This window comes from Occallatibacter sp. (assembly GCF_035317045.1).
Lineage (GTDB): Bacteria > Acidobacteriota > Terriglobia > Terriglobales > Acidobacteriaceae > Telmatobacter.
In genome coordinates this window covers 114,893-131,345 of the sequence record NZ_DATHHT010000028.1, presented here as the reverse complement: position 1 = coordinate 131,345, position 16,453 = coordinate 114,893, and the positions used below count along the sequence as shown (strand labels likewise).

The 16,453-nt window shown below is 58.8% G+C and carries 13 protein-coding genes; 8 read left to right on the top strand and 5 right to left on the bottom strand.

The window, feature by feature from the left end; genetic code table 11:
* Window positions 1–229: 229 nt before the first annotated feature.
* From VK574_RS14120 to VK574_RS14090, 7 genes are all read left to right on the top strand, one after another.
* The gene (locus VK574_RS14120) at window positions 230–1,645 is read left to right on the top strand and encodes an alkaline phosphatase family protein (RefSeq protein WP_472800488.1); all 1,416 of its coding nucleotides are present in this window, start codon (window positions 230–232) and stop codon (window positions 1,643–1,645) included.
* 233 nt (window positions 1,646–1,878) lie between these two features.
* On the top strand, window positions 1,879–2,967 hold the full coding sequence (locus VK574_RS14115; RefSeq protein WP_472800487.1) for a fibronectin type III domain-containing protein: 1,089 nt from the start codon (window positions 1,879–1,881) through the stop codon (window positions 2,965–2,967).
* 16 nt (window positions 2,968–2,983) lie between these two features.
* Window positions 2,984–3,820: a fumarylacetoacetate hydrolase family protein gene (locus VK574_RS14110; RefSeq protein ID WP_472800486.1), complete on the top strand. Its 837-nt coding sequence runs from the start codon at window positions 2,984–2,986 to the stop codon at window positions 3,818–3,820.
* 465 nt (window positions 3,821–4,285) lie between these two features.
* On the top strand, window positions 4,286–5,287 hold the full coding sequence (locus tag VK574_RS14105) for a transaldolase (protein WP_472800485.1): 1,002 nt from the start codon (window positions 4,286–4,288) through the stop codon (window positions 5,285–5,287).
* A 199-nt stretch (window positions 5,288–5,486) separates the two neighbouring features.
* Window positions 5,487–6,881, top strand: a complete 1,395-nt coding sequence (locus VK574_RS14100; RefSeq protein WP_472800484.1) for a sensor histidine kinase — start codon at window positions 5,487–5,489, stop codon at window positions 6,879–6,881.
* Window positions 6,882–7,284: 403 nt separating this feature from the next.
* On the top strand, window positions 7,285–7,818 hold the full coding sequence (locus tag VK574_RS14095; protein ID WP_472800483.1) for a hypothetical protein: 534 nt from the start codon (window positions 7,285–7,287) through the stop codon (window positions 7,816–7,818).
* A 290-nt stretch (window positions 7,819–8,108) separates the two neighbouring features.
* Window positions 8,109–8,648, top strand: coding sequence for a hypothetical protein (locus VK574_RS14090; protein WP_472800482.1), 540 nt, complete (start codon window positions 8,109–8,111; stop codon window positions 8,646–8,648).
* 74 nt (window positions 8,649–8,722) lie between these two features.
* On the opposite strand, the gene VK574_RS14085 is transcribed toward VK574_RS14090, so the two are convergent.
* The 5 genes from VK574_RS14085 to VK574_RS14065 form a co-directional block, all read right to left on the bottom strand.
* Window positions 8,723–9,091, bottom strand: coding sequence for a VOC family protein (locus tag VK574_RS14085; RefSeq protein WP_472800481.1), 369 nt, complete (start codon window positions 9,089–9,091; stop codon window positions 8,723–8,725).
* Between the two features lie 249 nt (window positions 9,092–9,340).
* Window positions 9,341–10,438 carry a hypothetical protein gene (locus VK574_RS14080; RefSeq protein WP_472800480.1) on the bottom strand — a complete coding sequence of 366 codons (1,098 nt, stop codon included), beginning with the start codon at window positions 10,436–10,438 and terminating at the stop codon, window positions 9,341–9,343.
* Between the two features lie 818 nt (window positions 10,439–11,256).
* Window positions 11,257–12,759: an ATP-dependent protease ATPase subunit HslU gene (hslU, locus tag VK574_RS14075; RefSeq protein WP_472800479.1), complete on the bottom strand. Its 1,503-nt coding sequence runs from the start codon at window positions 12,757–12,759 to the stop codon at window positions 11,257–11,259.
* 10 nt (window positions 12,760–12,769) lie between these two features.
* Window positions 12,770–13,342, bottom strand: coding sequence for an ATP-dependent protease subunit HslV (hslV, locus tag VK574_RS14070; protein ID WP_472800478.1), 573 nt, complete (start codon window positions 13,340–13,342; stop codon window positions 12,770–12,772).
* Between the two features lie 97 nt (window positions 13,343–13,439).
* Window positions 13,440–14,717, bottom strand: a complete 1,278-nt coding sequence (locus VK574_RS14065) for an amidohydrolase family protein (protein ID WP_472800477.1) — start codon at window positions 14,715–14,717, stop codon at window positions 13,440–13,442.
* Window positions 14,718–14,857: 140 nt separating this feature from the next.
* Here VK574_RS14065 and VK574_RS14060 point away from each other — a divergent pair, with 140 nt between their 5' ends.
* Entirely contained in the window at window positions 14,858–16,402 is a 1,545-nt protein-coding gene (locus tag VK574_RS14060) for a M16 family metallopeptidase (RefSeq protein ID WP_472800476.1), read from the top strand.
* The last annotated feature ends 51 nt before the right edge of the window (window positions 16,403–16,453 follow it).

Genomic DNA, 16,453 nt, shown 5'->3' with positions numbered 1-16,453 from the left:
GAAGACAGATCGCCATTTTGCGAGGCACAGCATGAGCCGGTGTTTGACGGCTTGCGGCAATAATTGATCCCCAATTACAGGTAGTGACAAGGTTTGCGAAACCTTGTCACTACCCAATTACAACTCTCATTTCAATTCGGGGTACAATTCCCCCAATTGTCTTCGGATCGAAGCACGCCCGCTGCGTCCGGTGGCCGGTCGCGGCTATCGGGTCCGGTGTGAGGGACCGATGAGCGTGAACCGCCGAGAATTTCTGCGAGGCGCGGCCGGCGTTTCAGCCGCTGCGTTGGCAAGCACCGTTTCATGCAGCAAGGTGCATATCAATGCTGGCGATGGCACCTTGCCGATCCCGGAACTCTCCGGCATCGAGCATGTGGTTGTGGTCATGATGGAGAACCGCAGCTTCGATCACATGCTGGGCTGGTTGCCCAACGCCAATGGGCGCCAGGCCGGGCTCTCTTTTCCAGACAAGAATGGCAATGCGCAGCCCACTGAGCGGCTCGACTTCTACGTAGGCTGCACTCATCCCGACCCCAATCACACCTATGCCGGAGGGCGGACGGGGATTAACGGCGGCAAGATGGACGGCTGGCTGCGCACCGGCGCCAACGACAGTTTCAGCATTGGCTACTATGAAGAGGCGGATCTACCGCTCTTCGCAGCGCTGGCGCGGAATTTCACCACCCTTGATAACTACTTCTCGTCGATTCTTACCTCAACCACTCCCAATCGTATCTTTCAACATTCCGCTCAAACCGATCGGTTGAGCAACACAAACGACCTTTGTACGCTGCCAACGATCTGGGACCGATTGCTGGCTGCCGGCGTGAGTTGCCATTACTACTACTCGAATGTCCCGTATCTCGCGGTATGGGGAACAAAGTATCTGGGCATATCGAGCCTTTACGAACAGTTCACGGTGGATGCGGCCAGCGGTGGGCTGCCGGCTGTGTCATTCGTCGACCCGGCATTCACGCTTCTGGATGACGGCACGGGCGCCGACGATCATCCTCACGCAGACATGCGCAATGGAGAGCTTTTTCTGCGCAACGTAATCACCACGCTTGCCGCAAGCCCTCATTGGAAGAGCACCGTGCTGGTGATCAATCGCGACGAATGGGGAGGGTTCTTTGACCACGTTGCACCGCCGCGCGTGATTGCGCCTAACGCGGTGGACACAGACCTGGTAGACGGCAAGGCGCTGCTGGGCTGCCGGGTTCCCACACTGATCGTTTCTCCGTTTGCACGCGGCAATCCAGCCAGCCCGCGCGTCAACTCACTGCTCTACGATCACACCTCGGTGCTCAAGCTGATCGAATGGCGATGGGGGCTGGAACCGCTGACGGCCCGAGACGCTTCAAACGAAGTGGCCAATTTGGCCTCCGCACTGGCCTTCAGTGTGGAGGACACGTCTGTGCCGGCCTTGCCAGTGATTGCCGAGTCTCCCACTGAGTCATGCACATCGAGTGTCACCTCTGCGTTGCAAGGCGGCGGCAGGGTTGAGATCGACAGTGGTAAGGCCATAGAGTTGGCCAGAGTTGGAAACCGCACAGGCTTGGGCGACGAGAGCTACGACTTCTATCTGCTATTAAAGTCGGAACGCATGGCCGGCTGGCGGTTGCCCGCGAACCTAAGAGAAAAGTGATCGACTTGTTGGCGCGGAAAATCCCTGTCACGCGCGGCGGCAGTCCATTCTCTATGGATTGTCGCGGCCTGCACGGTCCGTTGGACTAGCTTTGACAGACGGCCGAGATTCCAGTGATCTTAGCAGGGAGTTAATGGGTGAATTCCGCCGCCGCGAAGTAATTCGGAATCTGATGGCGGCATGCCTTTGTACCTCCGAGTGCCACCCTATGTTGCTCCGTTAAACTGAAAGCGATGATTTTGTTTGAGCGCAAGTCCTGGGCTGTGCTGGCGTTAATGTTGTGCGCATTGCTTTCGGGGTGTGGAACGCCAGGTGCGCCGCAGCCTCCATCGCTCAACCTGGCGGCTCCCGTGGAAGACCTGTCGGCGATACGCACGGGCGACCACGTTGCCTTGACGTGGACGATGCCGAAGCGCAACACCGATAAAACTGCATTGAAAGCCGACGCGGCCGTGCGTATCTGCAGGCGTGAAGGAAGCGGAGCGTGCAACCAGGTGGGGACGGACTTGAGTGTCGCCGCGGGTAAGCCGGGGAGTTTTACGGATGCTCTGCCGGGATCGCTCACGAGCGGTTCGGCGCGGCCGGTCAGCTATTTTGTGGAGTTGCGCAATAAGAAGGGCCGGTCTGCGGGTTTGTCGAATGGGGCAAGGGTGCTGGCGGGCGAGGCTCCGCGTTCTGTTGAAGGATTGAAGGCGGAGATGCACAAGCAGGGCCTGGTGCTGACCTGGACCGCGGATGGCGAAACAGCGGCGGTGAGGCTGCAGAGGAAATTGCTGACTCCTCCAGCGACCAAAACGCAGCATGATGCACTGGCGCCAGCGCCGGAGGCGATCAACGCGACGCTGCTGGTGGAGGAAGGCGCGGCGCAGGGACGCGCGATGGACACGACGATTCGTATGGGCGAGAGCTATGAATATCGGGCACAACGCGTGAGCCGCGTGGATGTGGAGGGAAAGACTCTGGAACTGGCGGGGGAGATTTCCGCGCCATTCGATGTTGATGCGAAAGATGTGTTTCCGCCGGATGTGCCCGCGGGACTGGCGGCGGTGGCGACGGCGGGAGAAAATGGCGGAGGACCGGCAATCGATTTGAGCTGGCAGCCGGAGCTTGATACGGCGCTGGCGGGCTATGTTGTTTATCGTCGCGAGGGCGATGGGGAATGGCAACGGGTTTCTCCGGCTACTCCGTCGATCGCTCCGGCGTTTCATGACGCAGATGTTCAACCGGGGCACTCGTATCGTTATGCTGTGAGCGCGGTGGACAAGAACGGCCGCGAGAGCGCGCGTTCAGTTGAGGCCGAGGAGACGGTGCCTCGGCAGTAGAACGCAAGGAGACAAGATGAAGTATTGCCGTTTTCGATTTGAGAATCACCTTATGTACGGGTTCGTGGAGGACCGTGGCGGCGAGGAATGGATCGTGGATCTGGCGCCAGCGCCGGAGGAGGATCTGGCGTTTCACCTGGCGCATGCGCGCGCCTTTGCAGCCAAGGAACTGGTGACCGATCCGGCGGGATTCGATTTTGAACCGTTGCCGCTGAACGATGCGGATCTGCTGCCGCCGGTGACGCCGTCGAAGATACTCTGCGTGGGGCGGAATTATCGCGACCATGCCAAGGAACTGGGAAACGAAGTCCCGACGGAACCGCTTCTGTTTTTCAAGCCGCTCTCGTCATTGCTGGCGCACAAGGGCACAGTGCTGATGCCGCCGCAAGCGGAGCGGGTGGATTTTGAAGGAGAACTGGCGCTGGTGATCGGCAAGCGGGCGAGCAGGCTGCAGGCGGGTACCGATTGGCGAAGCTATGTGCGCGGATACACGATTGCCAATGATGTGACGGCTCGGGATTTGCAGAAGAAGGATGGGCAGTGGACGCGCGCCAAAGGGTTTGACACGTTCTGCGCGGTGGGACCGGTGGTGGCGAGCGAGGTGGATCCGGAAAAAGGCCTTACGGTGGAGACGCGCGTCAATGGCGAATTGAAGCAACACGGGTCGACATTGGATTTCATCTTTTCGATTCCGGAGCTGCTTGCGTATATCACGGCGGCAATTACGCTTGAGCCGGGGGATTTGCTGCTGACGGGGACGCCGGCGGGAGTGGGGCCGCTGAAGGATGGTGATCGCGTGGACGTGTCGATTGGTGGGCTGGGTGTTTTGACAAATACGTTTGCGGCAGCGTGAGACGAAAGACTAGCCAAGGGCTTCGCCCTTGAAATCCGATCGGGCATCGTCCCTACGGGACTCGATTCGATTTAATCGTCGTTAACCCCATGCTGAAGCACGGGGCTAACGACCTTTTGCGCCTCCGGCGCGAGTTTTCTACGAATTTCTTACGGTGGTTTTGTCCAAGATTTGAGGCGCAAGAATCTGACTCTCGTCCCTCGATTCCAGTCTGAGTGAAATTGGTCCAGTTCCTCCCGGCTCTTTTTCATCCTCTTCAATCCCATCGCCATTGGCAGCCATCTTACCCACCTGTTCACATGAAATTCGCAAAAACGGCTGCAAAGGTTCTCGATTCATCAAGGAGTTGCACGGAATAGAGTAGGCTTTCGGGACGAAACTTGGGAGGCTGCATCGGCATCCTAAAGAGCGGTACACTGGAGCCGGGCGCACGAATGCGCTGGGGCCCCTTCCCCAGGAGGAAAAATGCCACAAAATCTGCTAGAACAACTGCGCAGGTACACGACCGTTGTTGCCGACACCGGCGATATCGAAGCGATGGAGAAGTTTCGCCCCACCGATGCCACCACAAATCCTTCGCTGATTACCGCGGCAGCACAAATGCCGCAGTATCAGCCGATAGTCGATAGCGTCATCATGGACGCCAAGAAAGAGCTGGGCGATAGCGCGAGCGACAAGGATGTTGCCAACCTGGCATTTCAAGGGCTGGCCATTGCGTTCGGCAAGAAAATCCTGGCGATCGTGCCGGGCCGTGTTTCGACGGAAGTTGATGCCCGCCTCTCCTTCGACACCGAAGCCACGATTGCGCAGGCGCGCAGCATTATTGCGCAATACGACAAGGCGAATATCGGCCGCGATCATGTGCTGATCAAGATCGCGTCGACGTGGGAAGGTATTCAGGCGGCGCAGGTGCTGGAGAAGGAAGGCATCCACTGCAACCTGACGCTGCTGTTCGGCATTCACCAGGCGGTGGCCGCTGCCGAAGCGGGCGTAACGCTGGTGTCGCCGTTCGTGGGCCGCATTCTGGATTGGTACAAGAAGGACACGGGCAAGGACTACCAGGGCGCCGATGATCCGGGCGTGCAGTCGGTGACGAAGATTTACGAATACTACAAGAAGTTCGGCTACAAGACGCAGGTGATGGGCGCGAGCTTCCGCAATATCGGCGAGATCAAGGAACTGGCCGGATGCGACTTGCTGACGATTTCGCCGCAACTCCTGGCAGAGTTGGAAAAGACCGAGGGCGATTTGCCGCGCAAGCTCGATCCGGCAGCGGCCAAGTCGATGCAGATTGAGCGGATCGTCATGGACAAGGCTACGTTCAAGAAGATGCATGCGGAAGATCGAATGGCGACGGACAAGCTGAAGGAAGGCATCGACGGGTTCTCGGCAGCGCTGGTGAACCTGGAGAAACTGCTGGCGAAGCGACTGGCGGAGTTGGAATCGAGGGCGCCGGCTACGGTCTAAGCCAAATGAAATTGTGATAAAAAAGGGCAGCCTTCGGGCTGCCTTTTTTGTTGGCGATGGCGCGAACCTGGTTGCTTTCCCAGGTCTGAAAAATCCAGACCTGGGGCACCCTGCCTTATTGCTTCAACCTGCTCCGGCTGCTTCCGCTTGGTATCTGGTACCTTGATTAGGAATAATCGGAATTGCATTAAGAGACGGCATGAGCATGACCGCAAGCGATCTCATCGATCGGTTGGCAGAACATAAGACGCTGGGAACAGCGCCCCGCGAAGAGCTGGCTTGGTTGGCTGCGCACGGGTTTCTTCGCCACCTCAAAGCCGGCGAAGTGCTGTCACATAAAGGCATGCAGGTTGACGGACTCTACGTGGTGCTGTCGGGGCATGTCTCGCTGTCGGCCGACCGGGGCTCCGGCATGCAGAAGATCATTGAATGGCGGGCGGGCGATGTGTCGGGGGTGCTGCCTTACTCGCGGCTGGTGAACCCGCCGGGAGATGCAGTTGCGCAGGAGCCCACGGAGATTCTGGCGCTCGACCGGGAGCACCTTCGCGCCCTGACGCACGAATGCTTTGAAATCACGTCGATCCTGGTGCGAACCATGCTCGATCGCGCGCGACTGTTTACGTCCAGCGACCTGCTTAACGAGAAAATGATTTCGCTGGGAAAGCTTTCGGCGGGGCTGGCCCACGAATTGAATAATCCCGCATCGGCGATTGAACGCAGTGCCGCACTGCTTGAGGACCGACTGGAAGACACCGAGAAGGCAACGCGCGCGCTCGGCGCGGCAAGGCTGAGCGATGCGCAACTGGCTGCCGTCGATGCGATTCTCGCGTCGTGCATGGCTACGCAGACACAGGCGGTGCGGACGTGCCTGGAGCAGTCGGATCGCGAAGAGGCAATTGTCGATTGGCTTGTACGCCACAAGTTGGACGTCGCGAATGCGGCGATGCTGGCCGACACTGAAGTGACTTTCGAGGCACTCGATCAGCTCGCTACAGTGGTGTCAGGATCCGCCTTGAATGCGGTTCTGCGGTGGGCTGCCGTTGGCTGCGCCGCTCGACGGCTGGCTTCTGGAATTCAGGGCGCCGCGATGCGCATTTCCGGCCTGGTGATGGCGATCAAGGGCTTCACAAACATGGATCAGGCGATTGTGGCCCAGTCTGTCGACCTGGGGCCGAGCCTCGACAACACGGTGATAGTGCTGCAGTCGAAGGCGCGGGAGAAGTCGGTTGAGGTGGCCGTCGAACTTGAGGTCGACCTGCCACCGGTGCTTGGCTTTGCTGCCGAGCTGAACCAGATTTGGGGAAACCTGATTGACAACGCGTTGGACGCAGTGAGCCACGGAGGCCGCGTGGCTGTGCACGCGAGCCTTAAAGGGCATCGCGTTATTGTCAGCATCATCGATGATGGGCCGGGGATATCGGCGAAGGACCTGGCGCGGGTTTTCGATCCGTTCTTTACGACCAAGCCGATGGGACATGGGACGGGTCTTGGGCTTGATATTGTCCGCCGCCTGGTGCGGCATAACGACGGAACAGTTGAGGTCGAGTCGAAGCGCGGCCGGACGGAGTTTCGCGTTGCGCTACCGATTGCTTAGAGCAGGGCTGCGGCGGTTACGGGTTGACGGAACTTCTCTCAGGGGCTAAAGCCCCCATTCATGCGGCTGCGTTTACGGCATGACTGAAGTCATGCCCTTTCAAGGCGCGGTTTGTCTCTGATGGTGCGGGTGATGTTGTGAACATCCAAATTGCGGTTTATATCTGACGGCACGCGCCCCCAGAGGGTGCTCAACACCCCGTTTACACGAGCAGTTCTATGAATGGTTACCAACGGATGCTTCACCGCTGGTGAAGTGATTTACCTCACATATCCGGTGCTACAATTCCGCTAAAGTTCTTTTCAAGCAAGAAAAATCCAGCGATGGCCGGGCGGGTTTCCGGGCTGCGCACGTTGCATCCGAACCCTATTGTTTCCGAGCATCGCGATACTTGGGGACCCGCATGCAGGTGCAATCTCATCCTCTCGAACCGTTCTTCCACCAGGCAGTTCGGAATAGTTATGAAGGCCGGCTTGGGCTTGGTCCGGAAATCACCAGCTATGTAGCTCGCATGCTTTGCGAATTCACGGAGACGGACAACCTCTTGCGGTTGCACGATTCGAAGGGGCGGCCGATCGAGAAGCTTGAAGAGATGGTGCGTGCTTCTGACCCGGTTCATGGCACGGCGCGATCGTTCATCGCCGAGCGCTCGATCAGGAAGTACATCGGCGACTACACGCTTTTTCTTGCCGGGATGTGTCCCGAGGCGATCGATTCTGATCCGAACAGCAATTCGCAGAAGCCGACTTTGGCCGAACTGATTCGCGTGGGCAAAGAAAGCTACTACATCGTCAGCCAGTTCAACGTGTTTGAGTATGAGAAAGAAGCTGCATTGTACGGGCAACTTTCCAATTCGTTTGAGCATTGCATTCTTGGTCTCGCCATTGCCCGCAGGGAATTGTGGCGAACGATAAATCCACCAGCACCTGTACATTAGCCTTAATTTTTGAAAGAAGCAGTCCTATAGTGGTCTGGTGGTTCGAGCCCCAGGGACAGGCACAATGTCCCTGGGGTCAACGATCTGTGTTACGGCCGGTTGCAATTGACATTCCACTCTGCCAACAAACTTGGGTTCCCTCTTTAGTCGTAGCAACATTTCGGCTAATCTCTGTGTCAACACTATGTAAATCGGGTGGTGGCTGGTTTCTCCGGCTGCACGTTGACCGCGACCGGCCATTGCACAACAGGCAGTGCCGATTGCGCGCGAGCGCCTTATGGGAGGTTTGTATGCAAAGCCAGCGTCATCCACTTGAGCCGTTCTTTCAGCAGGTTGTTCGCAACAGCTACGAAGGCAAGTTGGGATTGCATGATCCCGACGTGACGGGATACGTAGCGCAGCTGCTCTGCGAATTCTCAGAAACCGACAGGCTCTACCAGGTGCGCGATGCCGAGGGGCATCCGATTGAAGAGCTGGAGACGATGATTCTGGCGGCTGATCCGGTGAATGGCACTGCGACCTCGTTCGATGCGGAGCGCGCCATGCGCAAGTACATCGGCGATTATGCGCTGTTTGTCGGCGGGATGTACCCCGAGGCCAACGTTGCGGGTACGCGACGCCGTGTGCCGCATCCGAGTCTTTCGGAACTGATCCACGCAGGCAAGGAGAGCTACTTCATCGTGAGTCAATTCAACATGTTCGAGTACGAGAAGGAGGCCCCGCTCTTCGCGCGATTGTCGGATGGATTCGAACGATGCATTCTGGGGTTGTCGCTGGTGCGCGAGGAACTGAGAAAGCGGAAGGCGTTGCCGGCGCCGGAACTGAATTAAGACAGTGATCAGTGGACAGTGAACAGAAATTGCCCCGGGGCTGGCTGGCCGCCGGGGCATTTGTTTTACCGGAGTTATTCAGACCAGACGGCGAGGACGTTGCCCTGGCCATCGGAAAAGTGGAAGCGTTTTCCTCCTGGGAAGTCGAAGGTGGGGACAGTGATGGAACCGCCCACGGCGATGATGGCGTCCTGTGTGGCTTTGAGGTCCTGGGAGTAGAGGACGATGAGCGGGGCGGTCTCGCTGGGGCTCTGTTGCGGAGATTCGCCTTTGCGGAATCCGCCGTCGATGCCGGCATGGTCCTTGTCGAAGGCGATGTAATCGGGTCCGTAATCCTGGAAATTCCAGCTGAAGGCTTTCTCGTAGAAGGCCTTGGTGCCGGCGATGTCGGTGGTGGTGAACTCGATGTAGTTGATGGCGTGGTGCTGCGCGGATGGGCTCATGCGTCTCTCCTCTGCGTTGGGATGCGTGGAGTCGAAGGAACGATGACGCGAACGCGGAGCGCAAGCACACCATTCCCAGGTGCTCGATTCGCCTCCATCCACAATCCCTCAGAGCAGGAGAGTGCAGGTAGAGCCCGCTGATTGTTTCTACGGCGCGGACTGCCGAGGTACGAGACGAAATTAGCACAGGAGTTTGGTGTCTCGCAACGAAAACCATGCTGCAGAGGATTGGCCGGATCTGAGGGGCGGTCAGCTGCCGTCGGGGTAGCCGCCGCGGTGGAGCACCATCGGATAGTGCGGCAGGATTTCGCGCGGTGGCACCATCGCGCGCCAGTTGTCAGGGTATGGAGCGATGCCTTGCATGAGAAGTGTGGGGCCCTCGGTGGATTCGGCTTGAATCACGGATTCGAGCGATGCCCGCAGCCTCGTGATGTGCACTGCGCCGAATCGCTCTTGCCAGCGGTTCTCGATCATGTGTAGATGCCGTGCGCAGGCAGCGGCCATGTCGCGGCCTTCGGCATTGACCGCGACGCCCTTGAAACGGCTTGCGGATGATTCGTTTTTGACTTCGGCCAAGCCCAGCTTTTGCAGGCGATCGAGTGCCATGGCGGTGGCTTCCTTTGAGACGCCGGAAAGACGAGGGATGTCTTTGACGCGAACTTCCTGTTCGGCGGCGATGCGCAGAAAATTGGCGTAGAGGGCGAGCGAGAAGTCGGCTTCGGTTTCGAACTCGATCGCCAAGGAGAGCAGGATTCTGGACAGAAGGATCGGCAGCGAGCAGGATTGGTTGTCGGCGAGGAGCGGTGATGAAGAATATTCGGAGATGTGGTTCTTTAACTCGTAACCGAGGATTGGCAGATAGTCCGGCATATCCGGATGAAGCTGGTTTGCTACTGCTTCGAGGGCTTGGATGAGATCGCGAGTGGAGTCGTGGCCGAAGCGCTCGTGCCACCGCTGCTCGATGATAGCGGTCAAGTCTCGCCAGACGGCGATGGCTCTGAGACCGCCGGCGGTGGGGCGGACGATCCACGCAGATTCGGGTTGATTGGCGGCGGGATGGATCGTTACGTATCCCCACCATTTGCTCAGGCGTTCGAGGAGTTGACGAAGCTGTTTCTTGGAAAGGCCGGATTGATGCTTCAGTTCGCCGGCGGTAACTCCCTGCTCCGGAACGTAACGCAGCACCATGAGCCACATGACCATTGAGACGAGGTAGGGGTCGGGCCGCGATCCACCGAAGTTCGCGGTGCGGTGGGGAACGCGATGCTCGAATTCATTGTCGAATTCGATGGTGAAGGCGACGAGCACCTGCGACAGCAGTGTCGACAATGGAAGGCGGTGAACCATTTACAGGTCTCGTTCCACTCCCGGTGTGCGTCTGAACGCCTCCATCCACAATCTCTCCCAAGTCACTCGTGATTGCCATCGTCTCACTGTTCCTGGCAGGGTTCAAGCGAGGATGCAGGAGTGTGCAGGTAGAACTCGCTGATCTTGGTTTGAGCGCGCGTGCCGAGCAGGAGCGGAGGTAGCATAGACCTAAGTCACTTGCAATGCGTTCGAAATGCATGATCCCATTTGCTCATAAGGGACCACGGTTCGGTGGATGCCGTCTCCCAGTGCCACGCGCATAAGCCCTGAAAGAGAGATCATGATGAGAACGTTACGCACACCTTTTTGCGCCATCCCCATGCTCTTTCTTTTCGTTTGCGCGACGGCACAGGAGGGATTGGCACTTGCAAAGGATGGTCCCACCCGAAGCAGCAAGACTACGATCCCTGCGACGACGATATTTACAGTGCAGCTTGATCAGGTAGTGAGCGCGAACATGACGAAAGGGCGGGATTTCACGGTCACTTTCAGCGAACCCGTGCAAATCAACGGAGTCCTCGTCATCCCTGCGGGAGCGACGGGTGCCGGGCTCGTGAGTGGTGATGCGCAACATGGGCATCAAATTGAGTTGAATTCTATTTTCGTAAATGGGAGATCTTATCGCGTAACAACTTCCCCAATCATGTTGAACCCGAAGACCCCCTTTCAAACAGGCAAAAAGCTCACCTTTGATCTCATTTTTGCACTCAGTCTTCAGTGATATTGGGTCGCGCCTTCCCACCCAGGCGGAGCTTGGATGGGGCACCCTCGTTCTGATGTGAATTCTTAAAGTAGCCCTAGAGGATGTAGCGGCTCAGGTCGTTGTCTTTAACGACCGCAGCTACCATCTGGCGCACGTATTCTGGCGAGATGGTGAAGACCTTTTCCGGACCGGAGGCGGTGGCGCGTTCGTGATAAGGGAGCGGAGCGATGGCTTCGTTGGCGCCATCCTTGGTGAGGGCTGCGGCCTGCTCGGGGGTGCCGGCATTGCGGGCTACATCCGGTGCGAGGTAGCTGACATCTTCGAGCACGCGCTCCATGATGGTGTGCAGGCGGCGGGCGCCGATGTTCTCAGTTTGCTCGTTTACTTTGAAGGCGAATTCAGCCATTTCGCGCAAGGCTTCGGGATCGAACTCAAGGCGAACGCCCTCGGTCTCAAGCAGAGCGGAGTATTGCTTGGTGAGCGAAGACTTCGGCTCGGTGAGGATGCGGAGAAAATCCTCGGCCGTGAGCGACTTGAGTTCGACACGGATCGGGAAGCGTCCCTGCAGTTCTGGAATGAGGTCGCTGGGCTTGGAGACGTGGAAGGCGCCGGCGGCGATGAACAGGATGTGATCGGTACGCACCATGCCGTAGCGGGTGTTGACGGTGGTGCCTTCAACGATGGGAAGAATGTCGCGCTGGACGCCCTCGCGACTGACGTCGGGGCCGTGGCCGCCTTCGCGTCCGGCGATCTTGTCGATTTCGTCGAGGAAGACGATGCCGCTGGATTCGACACGCTCAACAGCAACGCGATTGACCTGGTCCATGTCGATGAGGCGCCCTTCTTCCTCTTGCACGAGGTAGTCAAAGGCGTCGGCGACTTTCATTTTGCGCTTCTTCGAGCCGCCGCCAAAGATGTTGGGCAGCATGTCCTTGAGGTTCATCTCCATGTCTTCAAGGTTCTGGTTCGAGATGATGCCGAATTGCGGCGAATTGCGCTCGCGAACGTCGAGTTCCACGGTGCGGTCGTCCAGTTTGCCTTCGCGGAACTGCTGGCGCAGCTTTTCGCGGGAACGCTGGTAGCTGTCGGAACCAGGGAGTGTGAGTTGGCCTTCCTGTGCCGGCGGTGTGGCTGGTGGCGGCGGCAGAAGGATGTCGAGGAGGCGCTCTTCGGCGTTCATCTCGGCCTTGTCTTCCACCTCTTCGAGTCGCTCTTCGCGCACCATGTCGATGGCGATTTCGACGAGGTCGCGAATCATGGATTCGACATCGCGGCCGACGTAGCCTACCTCGGTAAACTTCGAGGCTTCAACCTTGAGGAACGGCGAATTGGTGAGCTTGGCGAGACGGCGCGCGATTTCGGTTTTGCCGACGCCGGTGGGCCCAATCATGATGATGTTCTTGGGCATGATGTCGTCGGCGATGTCAGGGGGAAGCTTCTGGCGGCGCTGGCGATTGCGCAGCGCGATGGCCACGGCGCGCTTGGCCGGACGCTGACCGACGACGTGCTTGTCGAGCTCGGCGACGATTTCGCGCGGAGTCAGTTCGTCAAGCGAGAGGTCCTGTTCTTCGGCGGATGCGGGAAGGTAAATGGCCATGAGTGGGCGCCTAGCCCTTCAACTCCTCGAACGTGATTCTGTCGTTGGTGTAGATGCAAATGTCGGCGGCAATCTTCATGGCCTTGGCGGCAATCTCATGGGCGTCGAGTTCGGTGTTCTCCATCAGTGCGCGCGCGGCAGCGGTGGCGTAGCTTCCGCCGGAACCGATGGCGGCGATAGGCTCGTCGGGATCGATCACGTCGCCGGAGCCGGAGATCAGGAACGTCTGGCCCTTGTCGGCGACGACCAGCAACGCTTCGAGGTTGCGGAGCATCTTGTCGGTGCGCCAGTCCTTGGCAAGTTCGACGGCGGCACGATTGATATTGCCGGCGTACTGTTCGAGTTTGGTCTCAAAGCGCGTGAACAGGTTGAAGGCATCGGCGGTCGATCCGGCGAATCCGGCTAGAATCTTTTCCTGGTAGAGGCGGCGAATCTTCTTGGCGGAGTGCTTGAGGACGTGGTCGGCCATTGTGACCTGCCCGTCGGCGGCCATCACCACCACTCCATTGCGCCGCACGCAGATGACGGTGGTGGAGCGAATGCGGCGAGGGTTGGAGGCGGCGGATTTTTGGTTCTTGCTCAAAGACAAAACCCTCATAACAACAAGACTCCCGGCAGGCCGGAGCCGCCGGAAGCGCAGTATTCAGTATAGGACATGGATCCGGGCATGATTCGCGCCGCTATCGCTGCCAGACCACGCGTCCGGAGCGCACTACGGCGTGCACACGGGAGAAGTTTGTGAGCGTATCAGCGGGGTCGGCATCGAGGATGGTGAGATCGGCGAGCTCGCCGGGGCGTAGTGTCCCTTTGCTGTCGGAGACGCCCATGCGAGTGGCGGGATTGATGGTCAGCATCGCCAGCACGGTCTTCCAGTCGAGGCCGCTTCTGCCGAGCTCCACGAATTCTCCATCGGTGGTGTAGTCGGCCATGTAGCCGACGTCGGTTCCGAAGAGCAGGGTTCCGCCGAGCTGATGAAACTGCTGCACCTCAGCGCAGATCGGGTCCATGTAATGCGGGTCGGTGGTGACGGTGGTGGTGAACATCTTGAGCGTGGGAATCATGGCCATGTTTTTGCCGATGGCTGTGCTGAGGAGGGCTGCATCCACACCCTGGGTGTCGTCGGCGGCGTGGGCCAGCACGTCGACTCCGCTATTGATTGCGACCTGGATACCGGCGAGGTTGGAGGGGTGGGCGAAGACCAGCTTGCCGTTCAGGTGGCTCTCGGTGACTGCGGCACGGGCAATGTTCAAGGGCATTGGCAGCACATGTCCGCGCGCGACCCATGAGCCGGTGAAGAGCTTGGTGACGTCTGCGCCCGAGGCGAGGTTGCGGCGAACGATACGCGTTGCGTCCTGCGGCATCTCGGGCTGAGGTAGCATCATGACCATCCACCGGGGCATGGATTCGCGCAGATAGAACGGGGCGCCGTGGGGCGGATAGAGCGCAGTCCCGGCGGTGTAGATGTAGGGGCCGGTCAGCTCGCCTTTCTCGATGCGGCGGCGGATGGAGAAGGTATCGGCTGGATTGGAACCGAGATCGATGACGGTGGTGAAGCCGCGGCTGAGGAACATGTCGGCAAGCTGCGGATTGAGGGTGTCGGCGGATTTCCATTGCGCCATTGTCCACTTGGGCTCGGTGAAGTGGACGTGGGTGTTCCAGAAGCCGGCGGTTACGACGCAGTGGTCGCAAGGGATGATAGTGGCGTCGGCGGGAACGGCGACCTGGCTGCCTACAGCCGCGATGAGGCCGTCGCGCACCAGCACGGTACCGTCGTCGATGGGCGGAGCGGTGGGCGAAACGTAGATTTTTGCGTGTTCAATGGCCAGGGTGCCACGGGCAAGCTGGAGTGGGGGATGCGATCCGTGGCGGGGATAGAACTCGATCAACCAGATTGCGGCGCAGGCAACGACAAAGACAATCAATACCGCAGAAAAGAGAAGAAACAGCCACCGACGCATAAGCAAACCTCATCCGTTGAGAGATGATACGCGGCGCGCGTACGACGGGTTCACGCGGATCGCGGTTTGACTCAACCTGCGCGCCAAACTAGCTTGGATGCAGGGGTAAGTGCGTTCGCACCCCACCCGGAGGAGTAACGATGTCAAGGAATTTGCCGGGACGGCTCGCGGTGGCAGCCGTCTTTGCGGCCTTGTTTTTGGCCTGCCTGGCCAGTACGGCGCAGGATCTGAAAAGTTTCGAGCAGCGGATCACGACGAAAGTGCTGCCGAATGGACTCACAATTTTGATCTGCGAGAGACCGGAGGCGCCGGTTTTCAGTTACAGCACTTTTGTGGACGCGGGTGATGTGAACGATCCCTTCGGCGAGAGCGGGCTGGCGCACATGTTTGAGCACTTGGCGTTCAAGGGCACAAGCCAGATCGGGACTACGGATTATGCGGCGGAAAAGGCGGCCCTGGCGAACGTGGAAACAGCGGACGACGCGGTCGAAACAGAAAAGCGCAATCCAAAGGGAAGCAACCCCGAAAAACTGAAAGAGTTGGAAGCGGCCTTCACCAAGGCACAGGCGGCAGCGGAGAAATTCGTCGTCCCGAACCAGTTCACCGATGTAGCGGAGCGCAACGGCGCACACGGGCTGAATGCCGAAACGGGTTTGGACGACACGATGTTCTACTGGTCGATGCCGGAGAATCGGCTTGAGCTGTGGGCGTGGCTGGAGAGCAGCCGGTTGGCAGACACGGTTCCGCGCGAGTTCTACAAGGAGAGATCGGTAGTGCTGGAAGAGCGGCGGATGAGTATCGACTCCAACCCCCAGGGCCGGCTACTCGAACAGCTGGCTGCAACTGCGTATGTCGCGCACAACTACGGGCGGACCGGGATCGGCTGGCCTAGCGAAGTCAGCCAGATTACAGCGTCGGAGGCGATGGCTTTTCACAAGAAGTATTACGTGGGATCGAACATCGTGATTGCCGTGGTGGGCGATGTAAAAGCTACGGAGGCGATGCCCATCCTGGAGAAGTACTTCAGCAAGATTCCCGCTGGACCGAAGCCGCTGGAGATGACGACGGTCGAGCCGAAGCAGTTTGCCGAAAAGTCGGTCATCATCAGGGATCCCAGCCAGCCCATTTATTTTGAGGCGTATCATCGTCCGGACTATCGCAGCCCCGACGATGCAGTGTATGACGCGATCAGCGACATCCTGTCAAACGGCCGGGTCTCGCGTCTCTATCGAAGTCTTGTACGCGACCAGCAGATTGCCGCAGCAGCAGCGGGATCCAGTAATTATCCCGGCGACAAATACCCCAATCTCTTCACATTCGGCGCACTCCCGCTCCCCGGCCACACCGATGCGGAGATGGCGAGCGCAATTCACAAGGAGATTGAAAAGCTGAAGACGGCCGATGTCACCGATGCCGAGCTTGCGATGTACAAGACACGCACGCGGGCGGATCTACTGCGCGGACTCGCGGACAACCAGGGCCTGGCGAATGCTCTTGCCGAGTCTCAGACCCGCTACGGCGACTGGCGCGAACTCTTTCGGCAGCTTGATCGCGTGGACAAGGTGACGAAGGCGGATATCCGGCGCGTTGCGAACGAGGTGTTCGTCGCCTCAAACCGGACCTCGGCCGAGATCGAGACGCAGGCTCCGGCAGCGCCGGCGAAGAACGACGGAGGCGCACAGTGAGGCTCAACAGTGGACAGTCGACAGTGAACAGTGAAGAGTTGGGCTCCCGGC